Origin of the sequence: Pseudomonas shahriarae (assembly GCF_014268455.2) — a bacterium.
Classification (GTDB): domain Bacteria; phylum Pseudomonadota; class Gammaproteobacteria; order Pseudomonadales; family Pseudomonadaceae; genus Aquipseudomonas; species Aquipseudomonas shahriarae.
The window spans coordinates 1878662-1896242 of sequence record NZ_CP077085.1 but is presented as its reverse complement, the minus strand read 5'-3'; the positions used below and the strand labels follow the sequence as shown (position 1 = coordinate 1896242).

Sequence of the window (17581 nt, the reverse complement as noted above, 5' to 3'; positions counted from 1 at the left end):
GCTCGACCGAGAAATAGCACGAGGTTATAGAGCCGGTGACAGAGAATTGACGGCACTCTCACGAACCGGCGGCTTTACGGGCGTCGGTGCAGTTTGTGTGCCAGCCCGCTTCATTGCGGCATCAGGTTGTGCATTGGCCGCACCGGTGGCAGTCAGGCTGCGCCGCACATCGAGGTTGCGCGACACCACCAACACTACCCGCCGGTTGCGCGCGCGACCTTCGGCCGTCGCATTATTGGCCACCGGCTGGAATTCGCCGTACCCCACCGACGCCAGGCGCCCGGGGTTCACGCCCTGCATCGCCAGCATGCGCACGATGCTCGCCGAACGCGCCGACGACAGTTCCCAGTTGGTGGGGAATTGCGCGGTATGGATCGGCTGGTCATCGGTAAAGCCTTCGACGTGGATCGGGTTGTCGAAGGGTTTGAGGATGGCCGCCACCTTGTCGATGATGCTGAAGGCTATGTCGCTGGGGATAGCATCGGCGCTGGCGAACAGCAGGCTGGAGTTAAGCTCGATCTCCACCCACAACTCATTGCCACGAATGGTCATCTGGTTGGAGCTGATCAGGTCGCCAAACGCCGCGCTGATATCGTCGGCGATGCTCGTGAGCGGGTCGCTGCCGCCACTGATGCCGGCGTCGGTCTCGTCGCTGTCCTTGACCAGGGGTTTGGCCGGGGTGGTGGTCTTGGGCCGTTCGTCGCCAATGGGAATCGGTTTGAGGGCCCGGTCCGAATCGGTAAATACGCCTACCAGGGCTTCGGAGATGACCTTGTACTTGCCTTCGTTGATCGAGGAAATGGAGTACATCACCACAAAAAAGGCGAACAGCAAGGTGATGAAATCGGCGTAGGACACCAGCCAGCGCTCATGGTTGACGTGCTCTTCAGGCTCGCGGCGGCGACGGCTCACAGGCAATACCCCCCATCAATCCATGAAGCCCTGAAGCTTCAATTCAATGGAGCGTGGGTTCTCACCCTCGGCAATCGACAGGATGCCCTCCAGCAGCATTTCCCGGTAACGGGACTGGCGCATGGCAATGGATTTGAGCTTGCTGGCAATCGGCAGCAGCAAAAGGTTGGCACTGGCCACGCCATAGATGGTGGCGACGAACGCCACGGCAATGCCGCTGCCCAGTTGCGAGGGGTCGGCCAGGTTGCCCATCACGTGGATCAAGCCCATCACCGCACCGATGATGCCGATGGTCGGCGCGTAGCCGCCCATGCTTTCAAAGACTTTGGCCGCGTTGATATCGCGGCTTTCCTGGGTGTAGAAGTCCACTTCGAGGATGCTGCGGATGGCTTCCGGCTCCGCGCCGTCCACCAGCAGTTGCAGGCCTTTGCGTGCGTAGCTGTCGGGTTCGGCATCGGCCACGCCTTCCAGGCCCAGCAGGCCCTCCTTGCGCGCGGTGAGGCTCCAGTTGACCACGCGGTCGATACCGCCGGCCAGGTCCACGCGTGGCGGGAAAATGATCCACACCAGGATCTGCATCGCCCGCTTGAATGAGCTCAGGGGCGACTGCAACAGCGCCGCGCCGACGGTGCCGCCGATCACGATCAGCGCCGCCGGACCGTTGGCCAGCGCGCCAAGATGGCCGCCTTCCAGGTAGTTGCCACCGATAATGGCGACAAACGCCAGAAGGATCCCAACCAGGCTCAACACATCCATCAGTGACAGGCCTCCACCAGGTGCTTGCCGATGTCATCCAGGCTGTAGACCGCGTCGGCCAGGTCGGCCTTGACGATAGCCATGGGCATGCCATAGATCACGCAACTGGCTTCGTCCTGGGCCCAGATCGAGCTACCGCCCTGCTTGAGCAGGCGCGCGCCTTCACGACCGTCGGCGCCCATACCGGTGAGGACCACCGCCAGAACTTTGTCACCGTAGGACTTGGCCGCCGAACCGAAGGTGATATCCACGCACGGCTTGTAGTTCAGGCGCTCGTCACCCGGCAGGATTTTCACCGCGCCGCGACCGTCGACCATCATTTGCTTGCCACCGGGGGCCAGCAACGCCAGGCCCGGGCGCAGGATGTCGCCGTCTTCGGCTTCCTTGACGCTGATGCGGCACAGCTTGTCCAGGCGCTCGGCAAAGGCCTTGGTGAACGCGGCGGGCATATGCTGGATCAACACGATCGGCGCAGGGAAGTTGGCCGGCAACTGGGTCAAGACGCGCTGCAAGGCCACCGGGCCGCCAGTGGACGTGCCAATGGCCACCAGCTTGTAGGCCTTGCGCTTGGGCGCGGGCGACGACGCACTGGGCGCCGGCGCACGCGTCGGGGCCACGGCAGGCCGTGCCACAGGGGCAGGAGCCGGGCGCCCGAAACTGCTGCTGGTCGGTGCCGGCGCCGGTACCGGGGCGGGAGCCACCGGCGCGCGGAAGCTGCTGCGGTTGCTGCGCGAGATGCTGTGCACCTTCTCGCAGAGCATCTGCTTGACCTTTTCCGGGTTGCGCGAGATGTCTTCGAAATTCTTCGGCAGAAAGTCCACGGCGCCAGCGTCCAGCGCGTCGAGGGTCACCCGGGCGCCTTCGTGGGTCAGCGACGAGAACATCAAGACCGGGGTCGGGCAACGCTGCATGATGTGGCGCACGGCGGTGATGCCATCCATCATCGGCATCTCGTAGTCCATGGTGATCACGTCCGGCTTCAATGCCAGGGCCTGATCAATCGCCTCTTTGCCATTGGTGGCCGTACCGACCACCTGGATGTTGGAATCCGCTGAAAGAATTTCCGAGACGCGGCGGCGGAAGAAACCCGAATCGTCCACCACCAGAACCTTGACTACCATAACCACTCCGTTAGGCCGGGCGAGGGACAACCGCCCTGCCCGGGCCGAATCAAATACGCCGTGCGGCGTAACGCTTGAGCATGCTCGGAACATCGAGAATCAGCGCGATCCGACCGTCACCGGTAATGGTCGCACCCGACATGCCTGGCGTTCCTTGCAGCATCTTGCCCAATGGCTTGATGACTACTTCTTCCTGGCCAACCAGTTGATCGACGACAAAGCCGATACGCTGGGTGCCCACGGACAGGATCACCACGTGGCCTTCGCGCTGCTCTTCATGAGCGGCAGACGCCACCAGCCAACGCTTGAGGTAGAACAGAGGCAGGGCCTTGTCCCGCACAATCACCACTTCCTGGCCGTCGACCACGTTGGTGCGCGACAGGTCGAGGTGGAAGATTTCGTTGACGTTGACCAGCGGGAAGGCGAACGCCTGGTTGCCCAGCATCACCATCAGGGTCGGCATGATCGCCAGGGTCAACGGCACCTTGATGACGATCTTCGAACCTTGGCCCTTGGTCGAGTAAATATTGATCGAGCCATTGAGCTGGCTGATCTTGGTCTTCACCACGTCCATGCCCACGCCACGGCCGGACACATCGGAAATCTCGGTCTTGGTCGAGAAGCCCGGGGCGAAAATCAGGTTGTAGCACTCGGTATCGGTCAGGCGGTCGGCGGCGTCCTTGTCCATGACGCCGCGTTTGACCGCGATGCCGCGCAGGATATTGGAGTCCATACCTTTGCCGTCATCGGTGATCGACAGCAGGATATGGTCGCCTTCCTGTTCGGCCGCCAGGATCACTTTGCCCAGACGCGGCTTGCCACTGGCTTCGCGCTCCTCCGGAGTTTCCACACCGTGGTCGACCGCGTTGCGCACCAAGTGGACCAGCGGGTCGGCCAGGGCCTCGACCAGGTTTTTGTCGAGGTCGGTCTCTTCACCCACCAGTTCCAGGGCGATCTCTTTTTTCAACTGCCGGGCCAAGTCACGCACCAGGCGCGGGAAGCGCCCGAAGACTTTCTTGATCGGCTGCATGCGCGTTTTCATCACCGCGGTCTGCAGGTCGGCAGTGACCACGTCGAGGTTCGACACGGCCTTTTGCATGGCTTCGTCGCCACTGCTCAAGCCCAGGCGTACCAGGCGGTTACGCACCAGCACCAGTTCGCCGACCATGTTCATGATGTCGTCCAGGCGCGCGGTATCGACCCGCACGGTGGTTTCGGCTTCACTGGCCGGGGCTTTGTCGGCAGGTGCCGGAGCGCGGGCTGGCGCCGGGGCGGCGGCACGGGCGGGAGCCGGTGCTGCGGCCTTGGCAGCAACGGGTGCAGGCTTGGCCACCGCTGCGGTGGCGGTCGCGGCGGCTGCGGCGGCAGGTGCCACCTCGGAAAACTTGCCCTTGCCGTGCAACTCATCCAGCAGGGATTCGAATTCGTGATCGCTGATCAGGCCATCCGCCGCCGGAGCGACAGCCGGCGCCGCAGCCGGTGCAGCCGCAGCCGCCGCAGCGACTGCCGGCAACGCCTCGGCAGCAAACGAGCCCTTGCCATGCAACTGATCCAGCAGTGCTTCAAATTCGTCGTCGGTGATATCGGTGCTGGCCGCTGGCGCAGCAGGCTCCACCGGCGTCGGTGCGGCTGCCACGGCGTCCGGGGCGAACTGGCCCTTGCCGTGCAACTGGTCGAGCAATGACTCGAACTCGGCGTCGGTGATGTCTTCGGTGGTCGGCACCATCGGCGGCGCAGCTGCGGCCGGGGCTTCTGCCTCGGCCTTGACCGCATTGAGGGAGTCCAGCAGTTGCTCGAACTCGCTGTCAGTGACGTCGGGTTCGGCCACTGGCTCAGGCGCCGCCTCAACCACCGGGGCGGCAGCTACCGCGCCAGGCTCTGCCAGGCGCGCCAGGGCGGCCAGCAGTTCCGGGGTGGCAGCCGTAATGGGTGCGCGTTCGCGCACTTCATTGAACATGCCGTTGACCGCGTCCAGGGCTTCGAGGATCACGTCCATCAATTCCGAATCAACGTGCCGCTCACCCTTGCGCAGGATGTCGAACACGTTTTCGGCGATGTGGCAGCACTCCACCAGCTCATGGAGCTGGAGGAAGCCGGCGCCCCCTTTTACAGTGTGAAAACCGCGAAAAATTGCATTGAGCAGGTTCGCATCATCCGGTCGGCTTTCCAGCTCGACCAGTTGCTCGGACAACTGCTCTAGAATTTCGCCGGCCTCTACAAGGAAATCCTGAAGGATTTCTTCATCGGCGCCGAAGCTCATATTGCGTGCTCCTTAGAAGCCTAAACTGGACAGCAAATCGTCTACGTCATCTTGACCTGACATAACGTCTTCACGTTTATCGGCATGAATCTGCGGACCTTCACCCTTGGCGAGGTGTTTTTGTGGATCTTTTTCCGAGAGGATCGCTTCGCGGTCGTGTTCGATGCCGGCAAAACGGTCGACTTGGCCAGCCATCAGCACCAGTTTGAGCAGGTTGCTTTCCACTTCGGTGACCAGCAGGGTCACGCGCTTGATCACCTGACCGGTAAGGTCCTGGTAATCCTGGGCCAGCAGAATGTCATTGAGGTTGCTGGAAACCGTACGGTTTTCCTGCTCGCTGCGTGACAGGAAGCCTTCGACCCGACGCGCCAGGTCACGAAATTCTTCAGCGCCCACTTCGCGCCGCATGAAGCGGCCCCAGTCGGTGCTCAACGCCTTGGCCTCGTTGGCCATGCCGTTCACCAGGGGCGTGGCGTTTTCCACCAGGTCCATGGTGCGATTGGCTGCCGCCTCAGTCAGCCTGACCACATAGGACAGGCGTTCGGTGGCATCAGTGATCTGCGAGATTTCCTCGGCCTGGGGCATGTGCGGGTCGATCTGGAAATTGACGATCGCACTGTGCAACTCACGGGTGAGCTTGCCCACTTCCTGATACAGGCCGCGGTCGCGGGTCTGGTTGAGCTCATGGATCAACTGCACTGCGTCGCCGAACTGGCCTTTTTCCAGGCTTTCGACGAGTTGGTGAGCATGTTTTTTCAGGGTCGACTCAAAGTCGGCCTGCGATGATTCTTTATGCTCCATAGCTCCCCCGTGGCAGCATCAATGACCGATGCGTTCGAAGATTTTTTCAATCTTCTCTTTCAAGGCCAGTGCAGTGAATGGCTTGACCACGTAGCCGTTGACCCCGGCCTGGGCGGCTTCGATGATCTGTTCACGCTTGGCTTCAGCGGTCACCATCAGCACAGGCAGGCTGCGCAGCTTTTCATCAGCGCGCACGTGGCGCAGTAGATCAATGCCGGTCATGCCAGGCATGTTCCAGTCAGTTACCAGAAAGTCGATGCTCCCGCTGTTGAGGATCGGAATCGCCGTAATGCCGTCATCCGCCTCGACCGTGTTAGTGAACCCAAGGTCACGCAACAGGTTTTTTATGATCCGCCGCATCGTTGAGAAGTCATCAACGATGAGGATTTTCATGTTCTTGTCCAATTCGACCTCCAAGCAGTCTTAAACGCGTCCAGCACCTGGGCGCGCCATATCATTCAACAGGCATTACACAAAAAGGACTGCTGGGCACATCACGGGCCGCTCCCGCCGGGCTTGCGCCCTGGCGGTTATCGTTCGCAGTGTCCCCACACTGCCTGTCAGCGCGCTCGCCACTCTCCCAAACGCCCCCGCAAGCGGGCCGCGCATTGGCTATGAAGCTGGCTGACCCGCGATTCGCTGACCCCCAGGACCTCACCGATTTCCTTGAGGTTCAGCTCTTCGTCGTAGTACAGCGCCAACACCAGCCGCTCACGTTCCGGCAGATTGGCAATCGCCTCTGCCAGGGCGCCCTGGAAGCGTTCATCTTCCAGGTCGCGTGAAGGCTCCTGGTGAGCACTCGCGCCATCCTCATGCAGCCCTTCATGTTCGCCGTCCTGTAGCAGGTCGTCGAAACTGAACAGGCGGCTGCCCAAGGTATCGTTCAAAATCCCGTAGTAATCGTCGAGACTCAATTGGAGTTCGGCCGCAACTTCGTGATCTTTAGCGTCGCGACCGGTTTTTGCTTCAATTGAGCGAATTGCGTCACTCACCATCCGGGTATTGCGGTGGACCGAACGCGGCGCCCAATCACCTTTACGCACCTCATCGAGCATCGCGCCACGGATACGGATACCCGCATACGTCTCGAAACTCGCACCCTTGCTCGCGTCGTACTTGGTCGACACTTCGAGCAGGCCGATCATGCCCGCCTGGATCAGGTCTTCGACCTGGACACTGGCGGGCAGGCGTGCCAGCAGGTGGTAGGCAATGCGCTTGACCAGGGGCGCATAGCGCTCGATCAATTCGCCCTGGCTGTCACGCGCCGACTTTTTGTAAAGGTTGTAGCCGCTGGCTGTCATAGCACCGGTCCTGCACTCGTCTGATGCACCAATCGCTCGACGAAAAACTCCAGATGCCCCCGGGGATTGGCGGGCAGTGGCCAGGTATCGACCTTCTGAGCAATTGCCTTGAACGCCAACGCGCATTTCGAACGAGGGAACGCTTCATAGACTGCACGCTGCTTTTGCACAGCCTTGCGCACACACTCGTCATAGGGAACTGCGCCGACGTATTGTAAGGCGACATCGAGGAAGCGATCCGTGACCTTGGTCAACTTGGCGAACAGGTTGCGCCCTTCTTGCGGGCTCTGGGCCATGTTGGCCAGCACGCGGAAGCGGTTCATGCCGTAGTCGCGGTTGAGCAGTTTGATCAGGGCGTAGGCGTCGGTGATCGAGGTGGGCTCGTCGCAGACCACCAGCAAGACTTCCTGCGCGGCGCGCACGAAGCTGACCACGGACTCGCCAATCCCGGCGGCGGTGTCGATCACCAGCACGTCGAGGTTGTCGCCGATATCACTGAAGGCCTGGATCAGGCCGGCATGCTGCGCCGGGCTCAGATGCACCATGCTCTGGGTGCCGGAGGCGGCCGGGACGATGCGAATCCCCCCGGGCCCCTGTAACAGCACATCGCGCAGCTCACAGCGGCCCTCAATGACATCGGCCAGGGTATGTTTGGGCGTCAGTCCCAGCAGAACGTCAACGTTCGCCAGGCCCAGGTCGGCATCCAGCAGCATGACGCGGCGGCCAAGCTCTGCCAGGGCCAGGGACAAATTCACTGACACGTTAGTTTTCCCGACGCCACCTTTGCCGCCGGTCACCGCGATCACCTGTACGGGATGCATGCTGCCCATGTTCTTTCTTTACCTTGTCTTGCTTAGCCGCAGGCTACATAGGGTGGCCGCGGTAGCAGACCATCAATGTAGGTACATTGCACTGTGTTCATGTTGCCTTTCAGCCGACCCGTTTGGCTGGGTTGTGATAGAGGTCGGCGAACATATCCGCCATCGCCTCTTCACTGGGTTCATCCTGCATTTGCACACTGACCGCACGGCTGACCAACTGATGACGGCGCGGCAGATGTAAGTCATCCGGGATCCGCGGCCCGTCGGTCAGGTAGGCGACCGGTAATTCATGGCTGATGGCAAGGCTCAACACTTCGCCCAGGCTTGCGGTTTCATCCAGCTTAGTCAGGATACAACCGGCCAGCCCGCAACGTTTGTAGCTGTGGTACGCAGCAGTCAGAACCTGTTTTTGGCTGGTGGTTGCAAGTACCAGGTAATTTTTCGACTTGATCCCGCGCCCGGCCAGGCTTTCCAGTTGCATGCGCAATGCCGGGTCGCTGGCTTGCAGGCCGGCGGTATCAATCAGCACCACGCGCTTGCGCAGCAGTGGGTCGAGGGCGTTGGCCAGGGACTGGCCCGGGTCGACATGGGTCACCGGCACATTGAGGATCCGGCCCAAAGTCTTGAGCTGTTCCTGCGCGCCGATGCGGTAGCTGTCCATGCTCACCAGGGCAATGTTGTGGGCGCCGTACTTGAGGACATAACGGGCGGCCAGCTTGGCCAGGGTGGTGGTCTTGCCCATGCCGGCGGGGCCGACCATGGCAATCACGCCACCTTCTTCAAGGGGTTCGATTTCCGGGGTCTGGATCATCCGCGCCAGGTGCGCCAGCAACATGCGCCAGGCTTGGCGAGGCTCTTCAATGCCGGTGGTCAGCTCCAGCAGGTCGCGGGACAACGGGCCGGACAGGCCAATGCGTTGCAGGCGGCGCCAGAGGTTGGCCTGTTGCGGCTTGCTGCCCTGCAACTGGTTCCAGGCCAGCGAGCCCAACTGCACTTCCAAAAGCTCGCGCAGACCATTGAGTTCAAAACGCATCGAGTCAAACACGCGCTGGTCAACCGCAGCGGCCGGTGCTGGCGCGGCGGGACGTGGCGGCTCGACAAAAGTCGGCTCTACCAGTGGCTCGGCCGCCGTCAGCGGCAGGCCGGCAAACAATTGGCGATTAGTGGTCGCATCGCTGTCGCCCCGCATGCTCAGCTCGGCCTGGGCCGAGACAATGCGCGAGGCGGTCTTGCGCAACTCGTCTTCGAGTTCCATGTTCGGTACACGCGGCGCCAGGGCCTGGGGTTTGTAATCCAGGGCAGCCGTCAGCTCGACACCGCCGGCAATGCGACGGTTACCGATAATAGCCGCGTCGGCGCCCAGCTCATCACGAACCAGCTTCATGGCCTGACGCATATCGGCGGCGAAAAAACGCTTTACTTGCATAACCCACTACCTCAGCCGTTGGGCCCTACTGTCGCGACGATAGTCACTTGCTTATTGTCAGGAATTTCCTGGTAAGCCAAAACGTGCAAATTCGGTACTGCCAGGCGTCCAAACCGCGACAACATCGCTCGGACGGGGCCTGCCACCAGCAGAATCACCGGTTGGCCCTGCATTTCCTGACGCTGTGCGGCGTCGATCAACGAACGCTGCAGCTTTTCAGCCATGCTTGGCTCCAGCAGAACGCCCTCTTCCTGGCCTTGCCCTGCCTTCTGGATACTATTGAGCAATATTTGTTCCAACCTTGGCTCCAAGGTGATTACAGGCAGCTCAGAGTCAAGCCCTACAATGCTTTGGACGATTGCACGCGACAATCCGACGCGCACCGCCGCTACCAGCGCGGCAGTATCTTGACTCTTGGCGGCATTGTTGGCGACAGCCTCGGCAATGCTGCGAATGTCCCGCACCGGCACCTGTTCGGCCAACAGCGCTTGCAACACCTTGAGCAGTTGCGACAGCGACAATACCCCCGGCACCAGCTCTTCAGCCAGCTTAGGCGAGGCTTTGGCCAGCAATTGCATGAGTTGCTGGACTTCTTCGTGACCAATCAGCTCGTGGGAGTGCTTGTACAGAATCTGGTTGAGGTGCGTGGCGACCACGGTGCTGGCGTCGACCACGGTGTAACCCAGGGACTGTGCCTGGCTACGCTGGCTGACTTCGATCCACACCGCGTCCAGGCCAAAAGCCGGATCTTTGGCGGTTATGCCGCTGAGGGAGCCGAATACCTGGCCGGGGTTGATCGCCAGTTCGCGGTCGGGGTAGATCTCGGCTTCGGCCAGGGTCACGCCCATCAGCGTCAGGCGGTAGGCGCTGGGGGCCAGGTCGAGGTTGTCGCGGATATGCACGGTGGGCATCAAAAAACCCAGGTCCTGGGACAGCTTCTTGCGCACGCCCTTGATCCGCGCCAGCAACTGGCCGCCCTGGTTACGGTCCACCAGGGGAATCAGACGGTAGCCGACTTCCAGGCCGATCATGTCGATGGGGGTCACGTCATCCCAGCCCAACTCCTTGGTTTCCTGGGCGCGGGCCGGCGACGGCAGCAGATCCTGCTGGCGCTCCACCTCTTTCAAGGCCTGGACCTTGATGATGTTTTGCTTCTTCCAGAACAGGTACGCCCCGCCGGCGGCCAGGGCGGCCATGGTCAGGAAGGAGAAGTGCGGCATGCCCGGCACAATGCCCATGATCGCCATGATGCCGGCCGCCACGGCCAGAGCCTTGGGCGAAGCGAACATCTGGCGGTTGATCTGCTTGCCCATGTCTTCGGAGCCGGACGCACGGGTCACCATGATCGCCGCAGCTGTAGATAACAACAGTGATGGCAATTGCGCCACCAAACCGTCACCAATGGTCAGCAAGGCGTACACCTTACCTGCATCGCCGAAGGTCATGCCGTGCTGGAAGATACCGACCGCGATGCCGCCGATCAGGTTGATAAACAGAATCAGCAGGCCGGCAATCGCGTCGCCGCGCACGAACTTGCTGGCACCGTCCATGGAGCCATAGAACTCGGCTTCCTGGGCCACTTCCGAGCGGCGGGCCTTGGCCTGGTTCTGGTCGATCAGCCCGGCGTTGAGATCGGCGTCGATCGCCATTTGCTTGCCGGGCATGGCGTCGAGGGTAAAACGCGCGCTCACCTCGGAAATCCGCCCGGCGCCCTTGGTCACTACCACGAAGTTGATGATCATCAGGATCGCAAACACCACGACACCGACCACGTAGTTACCGCCGATCACCACCTCGCCGAAAGCCTGGATCACCTTACCGGCGGCGGCGTGGCCGTCCTGGCCGTTCAGCATCACCACCCGCGTAGAGGCCACGTTAAGGGCCAGGCGCAGCAGCGTGGCAACCAGCAAAATGGTGGGAAAGACCGCAAAATCCAAAGGCCGCAGGGCGTACACGCAAACCAGCAGCACGACGATGGACAAGGCAATGTTGAAGGTGAAGAACACGTCCAGCAGGAACGGCGGTATCGGCAACATCATCATTGCCAGCATGACCAACAGCAACAGCGGCACACCCAGATTGCCTCGCGAGAGGTCCGTCAGGGTGCCACGGGCTGTGCTGAGCATATTAGAGCGATCCACCGGTATTCCTCGTCACCTTGAAGCAAACTTTTGACGCCGAGAGGCGTCCTGAAGGCGGTATTGCAAGAAGCCTTCCAACTTTTGCTTCAGGGACGAGATCGTTCCCACGCAGGAGCGTGGGAACGATCATCAGAGTGGACGCACGTTTGATGCCTGCTTGCCTTTCGGACCCTCTACGACTTCATATTCCACCTTCTGGCCCTCCACCAGCGACTTGATGCCGCCGCTTTGAATGTCCGAGAAGTGCACAAACAGGTCCTCTCCTCCGGCGTCTTGCGTGATGAATCCAAAGCCCTTTGAATCGGTAAACCACTTCACTGTGCCAGTTGCCATTGCCCTTCTCCCGAATCCGCATGTTCCCGGTCTATCAAAGCGCCCTGCACGGGGGCTGGCTACTGTCAAAGTTGACAGGTCGGAAGGGAGTTGGACGAACGGCAAGCATCTGTTCCGACGCCATCGCGGGCAAGCCCGGCTCCCACACTGGAATGCGATCAAATGTGGGAGCCGGGCTTGCCCGCGATGGCGCCGGAAGAGGCAGCAGAAGACTCAAGAATCGCGACGCAAATCCGGCGGAATCGGCAAGTCCTTGAGCGGGTCCGGACGTTTGCCCTTGCCGGCACGGTATTGGCGGATCTGATACACGTAGGCCAACACCTGGGCCACCGCCAGGTACAACCCGGCCGGGATCTCGTGGTCGAGGTCAGTGGAGTAGAAGATCGAACGCGCCAGCGCCGGCGATTCCAGCAGCAAGATGTCATTGGCCTGGGCGATTTCGCGGATTTTCAAGGCAGTGAAGTCGCTGCCCTTGGCCAGCAGCAGCGGCGCGCCGCCCTTCTCCGCGTCGTACTTGAGCGCCACGGCGTAGTGGGTCGGGTTGGTGATGACCACGTCGGCGTCGGGCACCGAGGCCATCATCTTGCGCTGGGACATTTCGCGCTGCAGCTGGCGAATCCGCTGCTTCACTTCCGGTTTGCCTTCCTGATCCTTATGCTCGTCGCGCACTTCCTGCTTGGTCATCAGCAGTTTCTTGTGGCTTTCCCACAGCTGGATCGGCGCATCCACTGCAGCAATCAGGATCAGGCCACATGCCATCCACAACGCACTCCAGCCCACCAGTTGCACGCTGTGGATGATTGCCAGTTCCAGTGGCTCATGGGCGATGCGCAGCAAGTCGTCGATATCGGACTCCAACACCACCAGCGCCACAAACAGGATGATAAAGAACTTCGCCAGGGCCTTGAGCAACTCCACCAGCGCCTTGGCGGAGAACATACGCTTGATCCCGGCCCCGGGGTTCATCCGGCTGAATTTGGGCGCCAGGCTGCCAGCCGCAAACAGCCAGCCCCCCAGGGAGATCGGCCCGATGATTGCCGCCAGCAACAACGTGATCAGCACCGGCTGCGCGGCCAGGATCGCGATTTTCCCCGAGTGCAGCAGGTAGATGCCCATGGCGCGTGGGTCCAGCAGCACATCCCTGGGCAGGGAGAAATTGTGCTTCATGATCTCCATCAGGTCCTGGGCCAGGCCGCCGCCGTAGATCAGCAGGCCACCGGCCCCGGCGAGCATCACCGCCAGGGTATTGAGCTCTTTGGAACGGGCGATCTCGCCCTTTTCCCTGGAGTCTTTTTTACGTTTCTCCGTGGGGTCTTCTGTTTTGTCCTGACCACTCTCGCTCTCGGCCATGGCTCAGCGCGCCCGTGCCAGATCACGTAAAAACTGCAAGGCGTCACTGGCCAGCGGTTGATACTGATTGAGAATGTCGGCCAGGCCGATCCAGAAAATCCCCATGCCCAACACCAGGGTCAGCGGGAAACCAATGGCGAAGATGTTCAGTTGCGGCGCGGCGCGGGTCATCACCCCAAAGGCGATGTTGACCACCAGCAGCGCGGTGATCGCCGGCAATACCAGCAACAACGCCGCGCCCAGCACCCAACTGAGGCGCCCGACCACTTCCCAGAAGTGGTTGACGATCAAGCCCTCGCCCACCGGTAAAGTGGTGAAACTCTCGGTAAGGATTTCAAAGGCCACCAGATGGCCGTTCATGGCCAAAAACAGCAGGGTCACCAGCATGGTCAGGAACTGCCCGATCACTGCCACCGACACGCCGTTGGTAGGGTCGACCATGGACGCAAAGCCCATGCCCATCTGGATCGAGACGATTTGCCCGGCAATCACGAAGGACTGGAAAAACAGGGTCAGGGAGAACCCCATCAAGGCGCCGATCAGAATCTGTTCGGCGATCAGCAGCAGCGCACTGAGGTCCAGGGCATTGACCGGCGGCATCGGTGGCAGTACCGGCACGATGACCACGGTAATCGCCACCGTGAAAAACAGCCGTATGCGCTTGGGCACCAGGGTGGTCCCGAACACCGGCATGGTCATCAACAAGGCGCCCACGCGAAACATCGGCAGGATAAACGAGGCCACCCAGGTGCTGATCTGAGTGTCGGTCAACGCCAGCAAGGACTGCATCGGGTCAGCCAATCAACTGCGGAATACTGCCGTACAACTGCAGGATGTATTCCATGAAACTCTGCACCAGCCAGGGGCCGGCCACGATCAGGGTGACCAGCATCACCAACAGGCGCGGAAGGAAGCTCAAGGTCTGTTCGTTGATCTGGGTCGCCGCCTGGAACATCGCCACCAGCAGGCCCACCAACAGGCTGGGCACCACCAGCACGGCGACCATCACGGTGGTCAGCCACAGGGCTTCACGGAACAGGTCGACTGCGACTTCAGGTGTCATGCGCTAAACCCCGCCAAAACTGCCTGCCAGGGTGCCGATAATCAGCGCCCACCCATCCACCAGTACAAACAGCATGATCTTGAACGGCAACGAGATAATCAGCGGCGACAGCATCATCATACCCATGGCCATCAGCACACTGGCCACCACCAGGTCGATGATCAGGAACGGGATAAAGATCATGAAACCGATCTGGAATGCCGTCTTGAGCTCCGAGGTGACGAACGCCGGTACCAGGATGGTCAAGGGCGCCTGATCCGGGCTGGCGATATCGGTGCGCTTGGACAGGCGCACAAACAGTTCCAGGTCGCTGGAGCGGGTCTGGGACAGCATAAAGTCCTTGATCGGGCCTTGGGCCTTTTCCACCGCGTCCTGGGCGGTCATTTTCTCCGCCAGGTAGGGTTGCAGGGCTTGCTGGTTCACCTTGTCGAATACCGGCGCCATGATAAACAGCGTCAGAAACAGCGCCATGCCGGTAAGGATCTGGTTCGATGGGGTCTGCTGCAGGCCCAGGGCCTGGCGCAGGATCGAGAACACGATGATGATCCGGGTGAAACTGGTCATGAGCATGACGAAGGCCGGGATAAAACTCAGCGCCGTCATGATCAGCAGGATCTGCAGGCTGACCGAATACTCCTGGGCCCCGGCCGCATTGGTGCCCAGGGTGATCGCCGGGATCGACAACGGGTCGGCGCCGAACGCCAGGGGCGCTGCCAGTAACAGCATGAGCGCCAATAGAACGCGCATTACTTCTTATCCTTCTGGTCCTTGCCCATCAGCTCCATCAGGCGCTGGGCGAACTCCGGTGTGGCGGCCTCGGTCTGGGCCACGCTCACGGGATGCTTGAGCACGTGCAACGGGGTAATCCGGCCGGGGGTGAGACCGAGCAGGATCTGCTCTTCGCCCACCTGCACCAGCACCAGGCGATCACGCGGCCCCAGGGCCCGCGATCCCACCAGTTCGATGACCTGGGCATTGCCCGGACCAATGCGCTGCACCCGGCGCAACAGCCAGGCGAGGAAAAAGATCAACCCCACCACCAGCAACAGGCCCAGCACCAACTGAGTCAATTGCCCAGTCACGCTGCTGCCGGCGGCCGGCGCGGCGACCTGGGCCACCGGTTCAGCCGCCATCACGGCCAGCGGCAACGCCCACAACAGTCCCAACCACCGGCGACTCATCTCAGCGCAGCTTCTTGATACGTTCGCTGGGGCTGATCACGTCCGTCAGGCGGATGCCGAACTTCTCGTTGACCACCACCACTTCGCCATGGGCGATCAGCGTGCCGTTGACCAGCACATCCAGCGGCTCGCCGGCCAGGCGGTCGAGTTCGATCACCGACCCCTGGTTGAGTTGCAGCAGGTTACGGATATTGATTTCGGTGCTGCCCACTTCCATGGAGATCGATACCGGGATATCGAGGATCACGTCCAGGTTGGGCCCATCCAGCGAGACCGGCTCATGGTTCTTCGGCACGCTGCCAAACTCTTCCATAGGCAGGCGATTGCCCACTGGCGGGGTGGCGGCATCGGCCGCCAGCAAGGCGTCGATATCGTCCTGGCTGGCATCGCCGGTTTCTTCCAGGGCAGCCGCCCATTCGTCAGCCAGGGCCTGGTCTTCGGCGGAAGTGTTTTCGTGTTCGGTAGCCATTACATGTCCTCGGCGCAGCAAAAATCATCAATTAGGGGATGCATCAGCGACGGTTGATCGGCTCAACCACTTGCAACGCCAGGTTCCCTTTGTGGGAACCGAGCTTGACCTTGAACGACGGCACGCCATTGGCGCGCATAATCAATTCGTCTGGCAGTTCGACGGGAATCACATCCCCCGGCTGCATATGCAAAATGTCCCGCAGGCGCAGCTGGCGGCGCGCCACGGTGGCGCTCAGCGGTACGTCAACGTCCAGCAAGTCTTCGCGCAGGGCCTTGACCCAGCGCTCGTCCTGGTCGTCCAGGTCAGACTGGAAGCCCGCATCGAGCATCTCGCGCACCGGCTCGATCATCGAGTACGGCATGGTCACGTGCAGGTCGCCGCCGCCGCCATCGAGTTCGATATGGAAGGTGGAGACCACGATGGCTTCGCTGGGCCCGACGATGTTGGCCATGGCCGGGTTCACTTCCGAGTTGATGTACTCGAAATTGACTTCCATGATCGCCTGCCAGGCTTCCTTCAGGTCGATAAAGGCCTGTTCCAGCACCATGCGCACCACACGCAACTCGGTAGGCGTGAATTCACGGCCTTCAATCTTGGCGTGACGGCCGTCACCGCCGAAGAAGTTGTCCACCAGCTTGAACACCAGCTTGGCGTCGAGGATGAACAGCGCGGTGCCACGCAGGGGCTTGATCTTGACCAGGTTGAGGCTGGTGGGCACGTACAGCGAATGCACGTACTCGCCAAACTTCATCACCTGCACACCGCCCACCGCCACGTCCGCCGAGCGGCGCAGCATGTTGAACATGCTGATACGGGTGTAGCGGGCAAAACGTTCGTTGATCATTTCCAGGGTCGGCATGCGTCCGCGGACGATGCGATCCTGGCTGGTCAGGTCATAACTTTTGACGCTGCCGGGCTCGGCAGCCATTTCGGTCTGTACCAGACCATCGTCGACACCATGCAACAGCGCGTCGATTTCATCCTGGGACAGCAGGTCTTGCACGGCCATGTCGTGATCCTACTGCAATACGAAATTAGTGAAGAGCGCCTGCTCGACCACGACTTTGCCCAGTTCTTTCTGGGCCACTTCCTGCACGCTGGCAGTGACTTTCTGGCGCAGCATTTCCTGGCCCACGGGGGTGGCCAGGCTGTCGAAGCTCTGCCCGGAGAACAGCATCACCAGGTTGTTGCGGATCACCGGCATATGCACCTTGAGGGCATCCATGTCCGCCTGGTTGCGCGCCTGCAAGGTAATGCTCACCTGCAGGTAGCGTTGCCGACCGTTCTGGTTGTAGTTGGCAACAAAGGCCGGGAGCATCTGCTCGAAGATTGCCGGTTGCTTGACGTTGCTGGCGGTCTCGGCCACAGGTACCGGCTTGCTCTGGGCACTGTGCATAAAGTACCAGGTAGCCCCCACCGACACGCCAATGGCCAATAACAAGCCCACGACAATCAGCAGGATCATCTTGAGCTTGCCCTTGCCTGCTGCAGGTACTGTTGCTGTCGCTGCGTCGTCACTCTTCGCCATGCCAATAATCCGTCACTATTCGGGGTTTCATAGATCCACGGGAAGGCAAGAGCAAGTGTTATGCCAGAGTTGTCACGGATTTCAGCAACAGCGCAAAACCAATGTGGGAGCGGGC

The 17581-nt window shown here is 61.0% G+C and carries 19 protein-coding genes; all 19 read right to left on the bottom strand.

Annotation, left to right across the window (positions count from 1 at the left end; translation table 11 throughout):
- Positions 1-24: 24 nt before the first annotated feature.
- The 19 genes from motD to fliL all read right to left on the bottom strand — a co-directional run bounded on the left by motD (position 25) and on the right by fliL (position 17466).
- Positions 25-912 (bottom strand): flagellar motor protein MotD, encoded by an 888-nt coding sequence (gene motD / locus HU773_RS08510; RefSeq protein WP_186625964.1) that lies wholly within the window; start codon positions 910-912, stop codon positions 25-27.
- Positions 913-927: 15 nt separating this feature from the next.
- Positions 928-1668 carry a flagellar motor protein gene (locus HU773_RS08505; RefSeq protein WP_029292570.1) on the bottom strand — a complete coding sequence of 247 codons (741 nt, stop codon included), beginning with the start codon at positions 1666-1668 and terminating at the stop codon, positions 928-930.
- Positions 1668-2789 carry a protein-glutamate methylesterase/protein-glutamine glutaminase gene (locus HU773_RS08500; RefSeq protein ID WP_057438818.1) on the bottom strand — a complete coding sequence of 374 codons (1122 nt, stop codon included), beginning with the start codon at positions 2787-2789 and terminating at the stop codon, positions 1668-1670. Before HU773_RS08500 ends, HU773_RS08505 begins: the two co-directional genes overlap by 1 nt.
- Before the next feature lie 49 nt (positions 2790-2838).
- On the bottom strand, positions 2839-5049 hold the full coding sequence (locus HU773_RS08495) for a chemotaxis protein CheA (RefSeq protein ID WP_057960235.1): 2211 nt from the start codon (positions 5047-5049) through the stop codon (positions 2839-2841).
- A gap of 12 nt (positions 5050-5061) precedes the next feature.
- Entirely contained in the window at positions 5062-5850 is a 789-nt protein-coding gene (locus HU773_RS08490) for a protein phosphatase CheZ (protein ID WP_057438816.1), read from the bottom strand.
- Positions 5851-5868: 18 nt separating this feature from the next.
- Complete coding sequence (locus HU773_RS08485) at positions 5869-6243, bottom strand: chemotaxis response regulator CheY (RefSeq protein ID WP_005790040.1); 375 nt, start codon at positions 6241-6243, stop codon at positions 5869-5871.
- A 167-nt stretch (positions 6244-6410) separates the two neighbouring features.
- Positions 6411-7151, bottom strand: coding sequence for an RNA polymerase sigma factor FliA (fliA, locus tag HU773_RS08480; protein ID WP_029292560.1), 741 nt, complete (start codon positions 7149-7151; stop codon positions 6411-6413).
- Entirely contained in the window at positions 7148-7981 is an 834-nt protein-coding gene (gene fleN / locus HU773_RS08475; protein ID WP_003192912.1) for a flagellar synthesis regulator FleN, read from the bottom strand. The genes fliA and fleN overlap by 4 nt, the downstream gene beginning before the upstream one ends.
- A gap of 100 nt (positions 7982-8081) precedes the next feature.
- Entirely contained in the window at positions 8082-9398 is a 1317-nt protein-coding gene (flhF, locus tag HU773_RS08470) for a flagellar biosynthesis GTPase FlhF (RefSeq protein WP_029292553.1), read from the bottom strand.
- Between the two features lie 11 nt (positions 9399-9409).
- A complete protein-coding gene (gene flhA / locus HU773_RS08465) occupies positions 9410-11524 on the bottom strand; it encodes a flagellar biosynthesis protein FlhA (RefSeq protein ID WP_178118157.1) in 2115 nt (704 codons plus the stop codon).
- Positions 11525-11668: 144 nt separating this feature from the next.
- On the bottom strand, positions 11669-11872 hold the full coding sequence (locus HU773_RS08460; protein WP_186625963.1) for a cold-shock protein: 204 nt from the start codon (positions 11870-11872) through the stop codon (positions 11669-11671).
- A 213-nt stretch (positions 11873-12085) separates the two neighbouring features.
- Positions 12086-13222, bottom strand: coding sequence for a flagellar biosynthesis protein FlhB (gene flhB, locus HU773_RS08455; protein ID WP_057960238.1), 1137 nt, complete (start codon positions 13220-13222; stop codon positions 12086-12088).
- A gap of 3 nt (positions 13223-13225) precedes the next feature.
- Entirely contained in the window at positions 13226-14011 is a 786-nt protein-coding gene (gene fliR, locus HU773_RS08450) for a flagellar biosynthetic protein FliR (RefSeq protein ID WP_057438813.1), read from the bottom strand.
- A gap of 4 nt (positions 14012-14015) precedes the next feature.
- On the bottom strand, positions 14016-14285 hold the full coding sequence (fliQ, locus tag HU773_RS08445; RefSeq protein ID WP_034099472.1) for a flagellar biosynthesis protein FliQ: 270 nt from the start codon (positions 14283-14285) through the stop codon (positions 14016-14018).
- Positions 14286-14288: 3 nt separating this feature from the next.
- Positions 14289-15032, bottom strand: coding sequence for a flagellar type III secretion system pore protein FliP (gene fliP / locus HU773_RS08440; protein ID WP_057438812.1), 744 nt, complete (start codon positions 15030-15032; stop codon positions 14289-14291).
- Positions 15032-15466 (bottom strand): flagellar biosynthetic protein FliO, encoded by a 435-nt coding sequence (gene fliO / locus HU773_RS08435; RefSeq protein WP_057438811.1) that lies wholly within the window; start codon positions 15464-15466, stop codon positions 15032-15034. The genes fliP and fliO overlap by 1 nt, the downstream gene beginning before the upstream one ends.
- A 1-nt stretch (position 15467) precedes the next feature.
- Positions 15468-15935, bottom strand: coding sequence for a flagellar motor switch protein FliN (gene fliN / locus HU773_RS08430; RefSeq protein ID WP_057438810.1), 468 nt, complete (start codon positions 15933-15935; stop codon positions 15468-15470).
- A 43-nt stretch (positions 15936-15978) separates the two neighbouring features.
- Positions 15979-16947, bottom strand: a complete 969-nt coding sequence (fliM, locus tag HU773_RS08425; protein ID WP_029292532.1) for a flagellar motor switch protein FliM — start codon at positions 16945-16947, stop codon at positions 15979-15981.
- A 9-nt stretch (positions 16948-16956) separates the two neighbouring features.
- Positions 16957-17466: a flagellar basal body-associated protein FliL gene (fliL, locus tag HU773_RS08420; protein WP_186625962.1), complete on the bottom strand. Its 510-nt coding sequence runs from the start codon at positions 17464-17466 to the stop codon at positions 16957-16959.
- Positions 17467-17581: the final 115 nt, after the last annotated feature.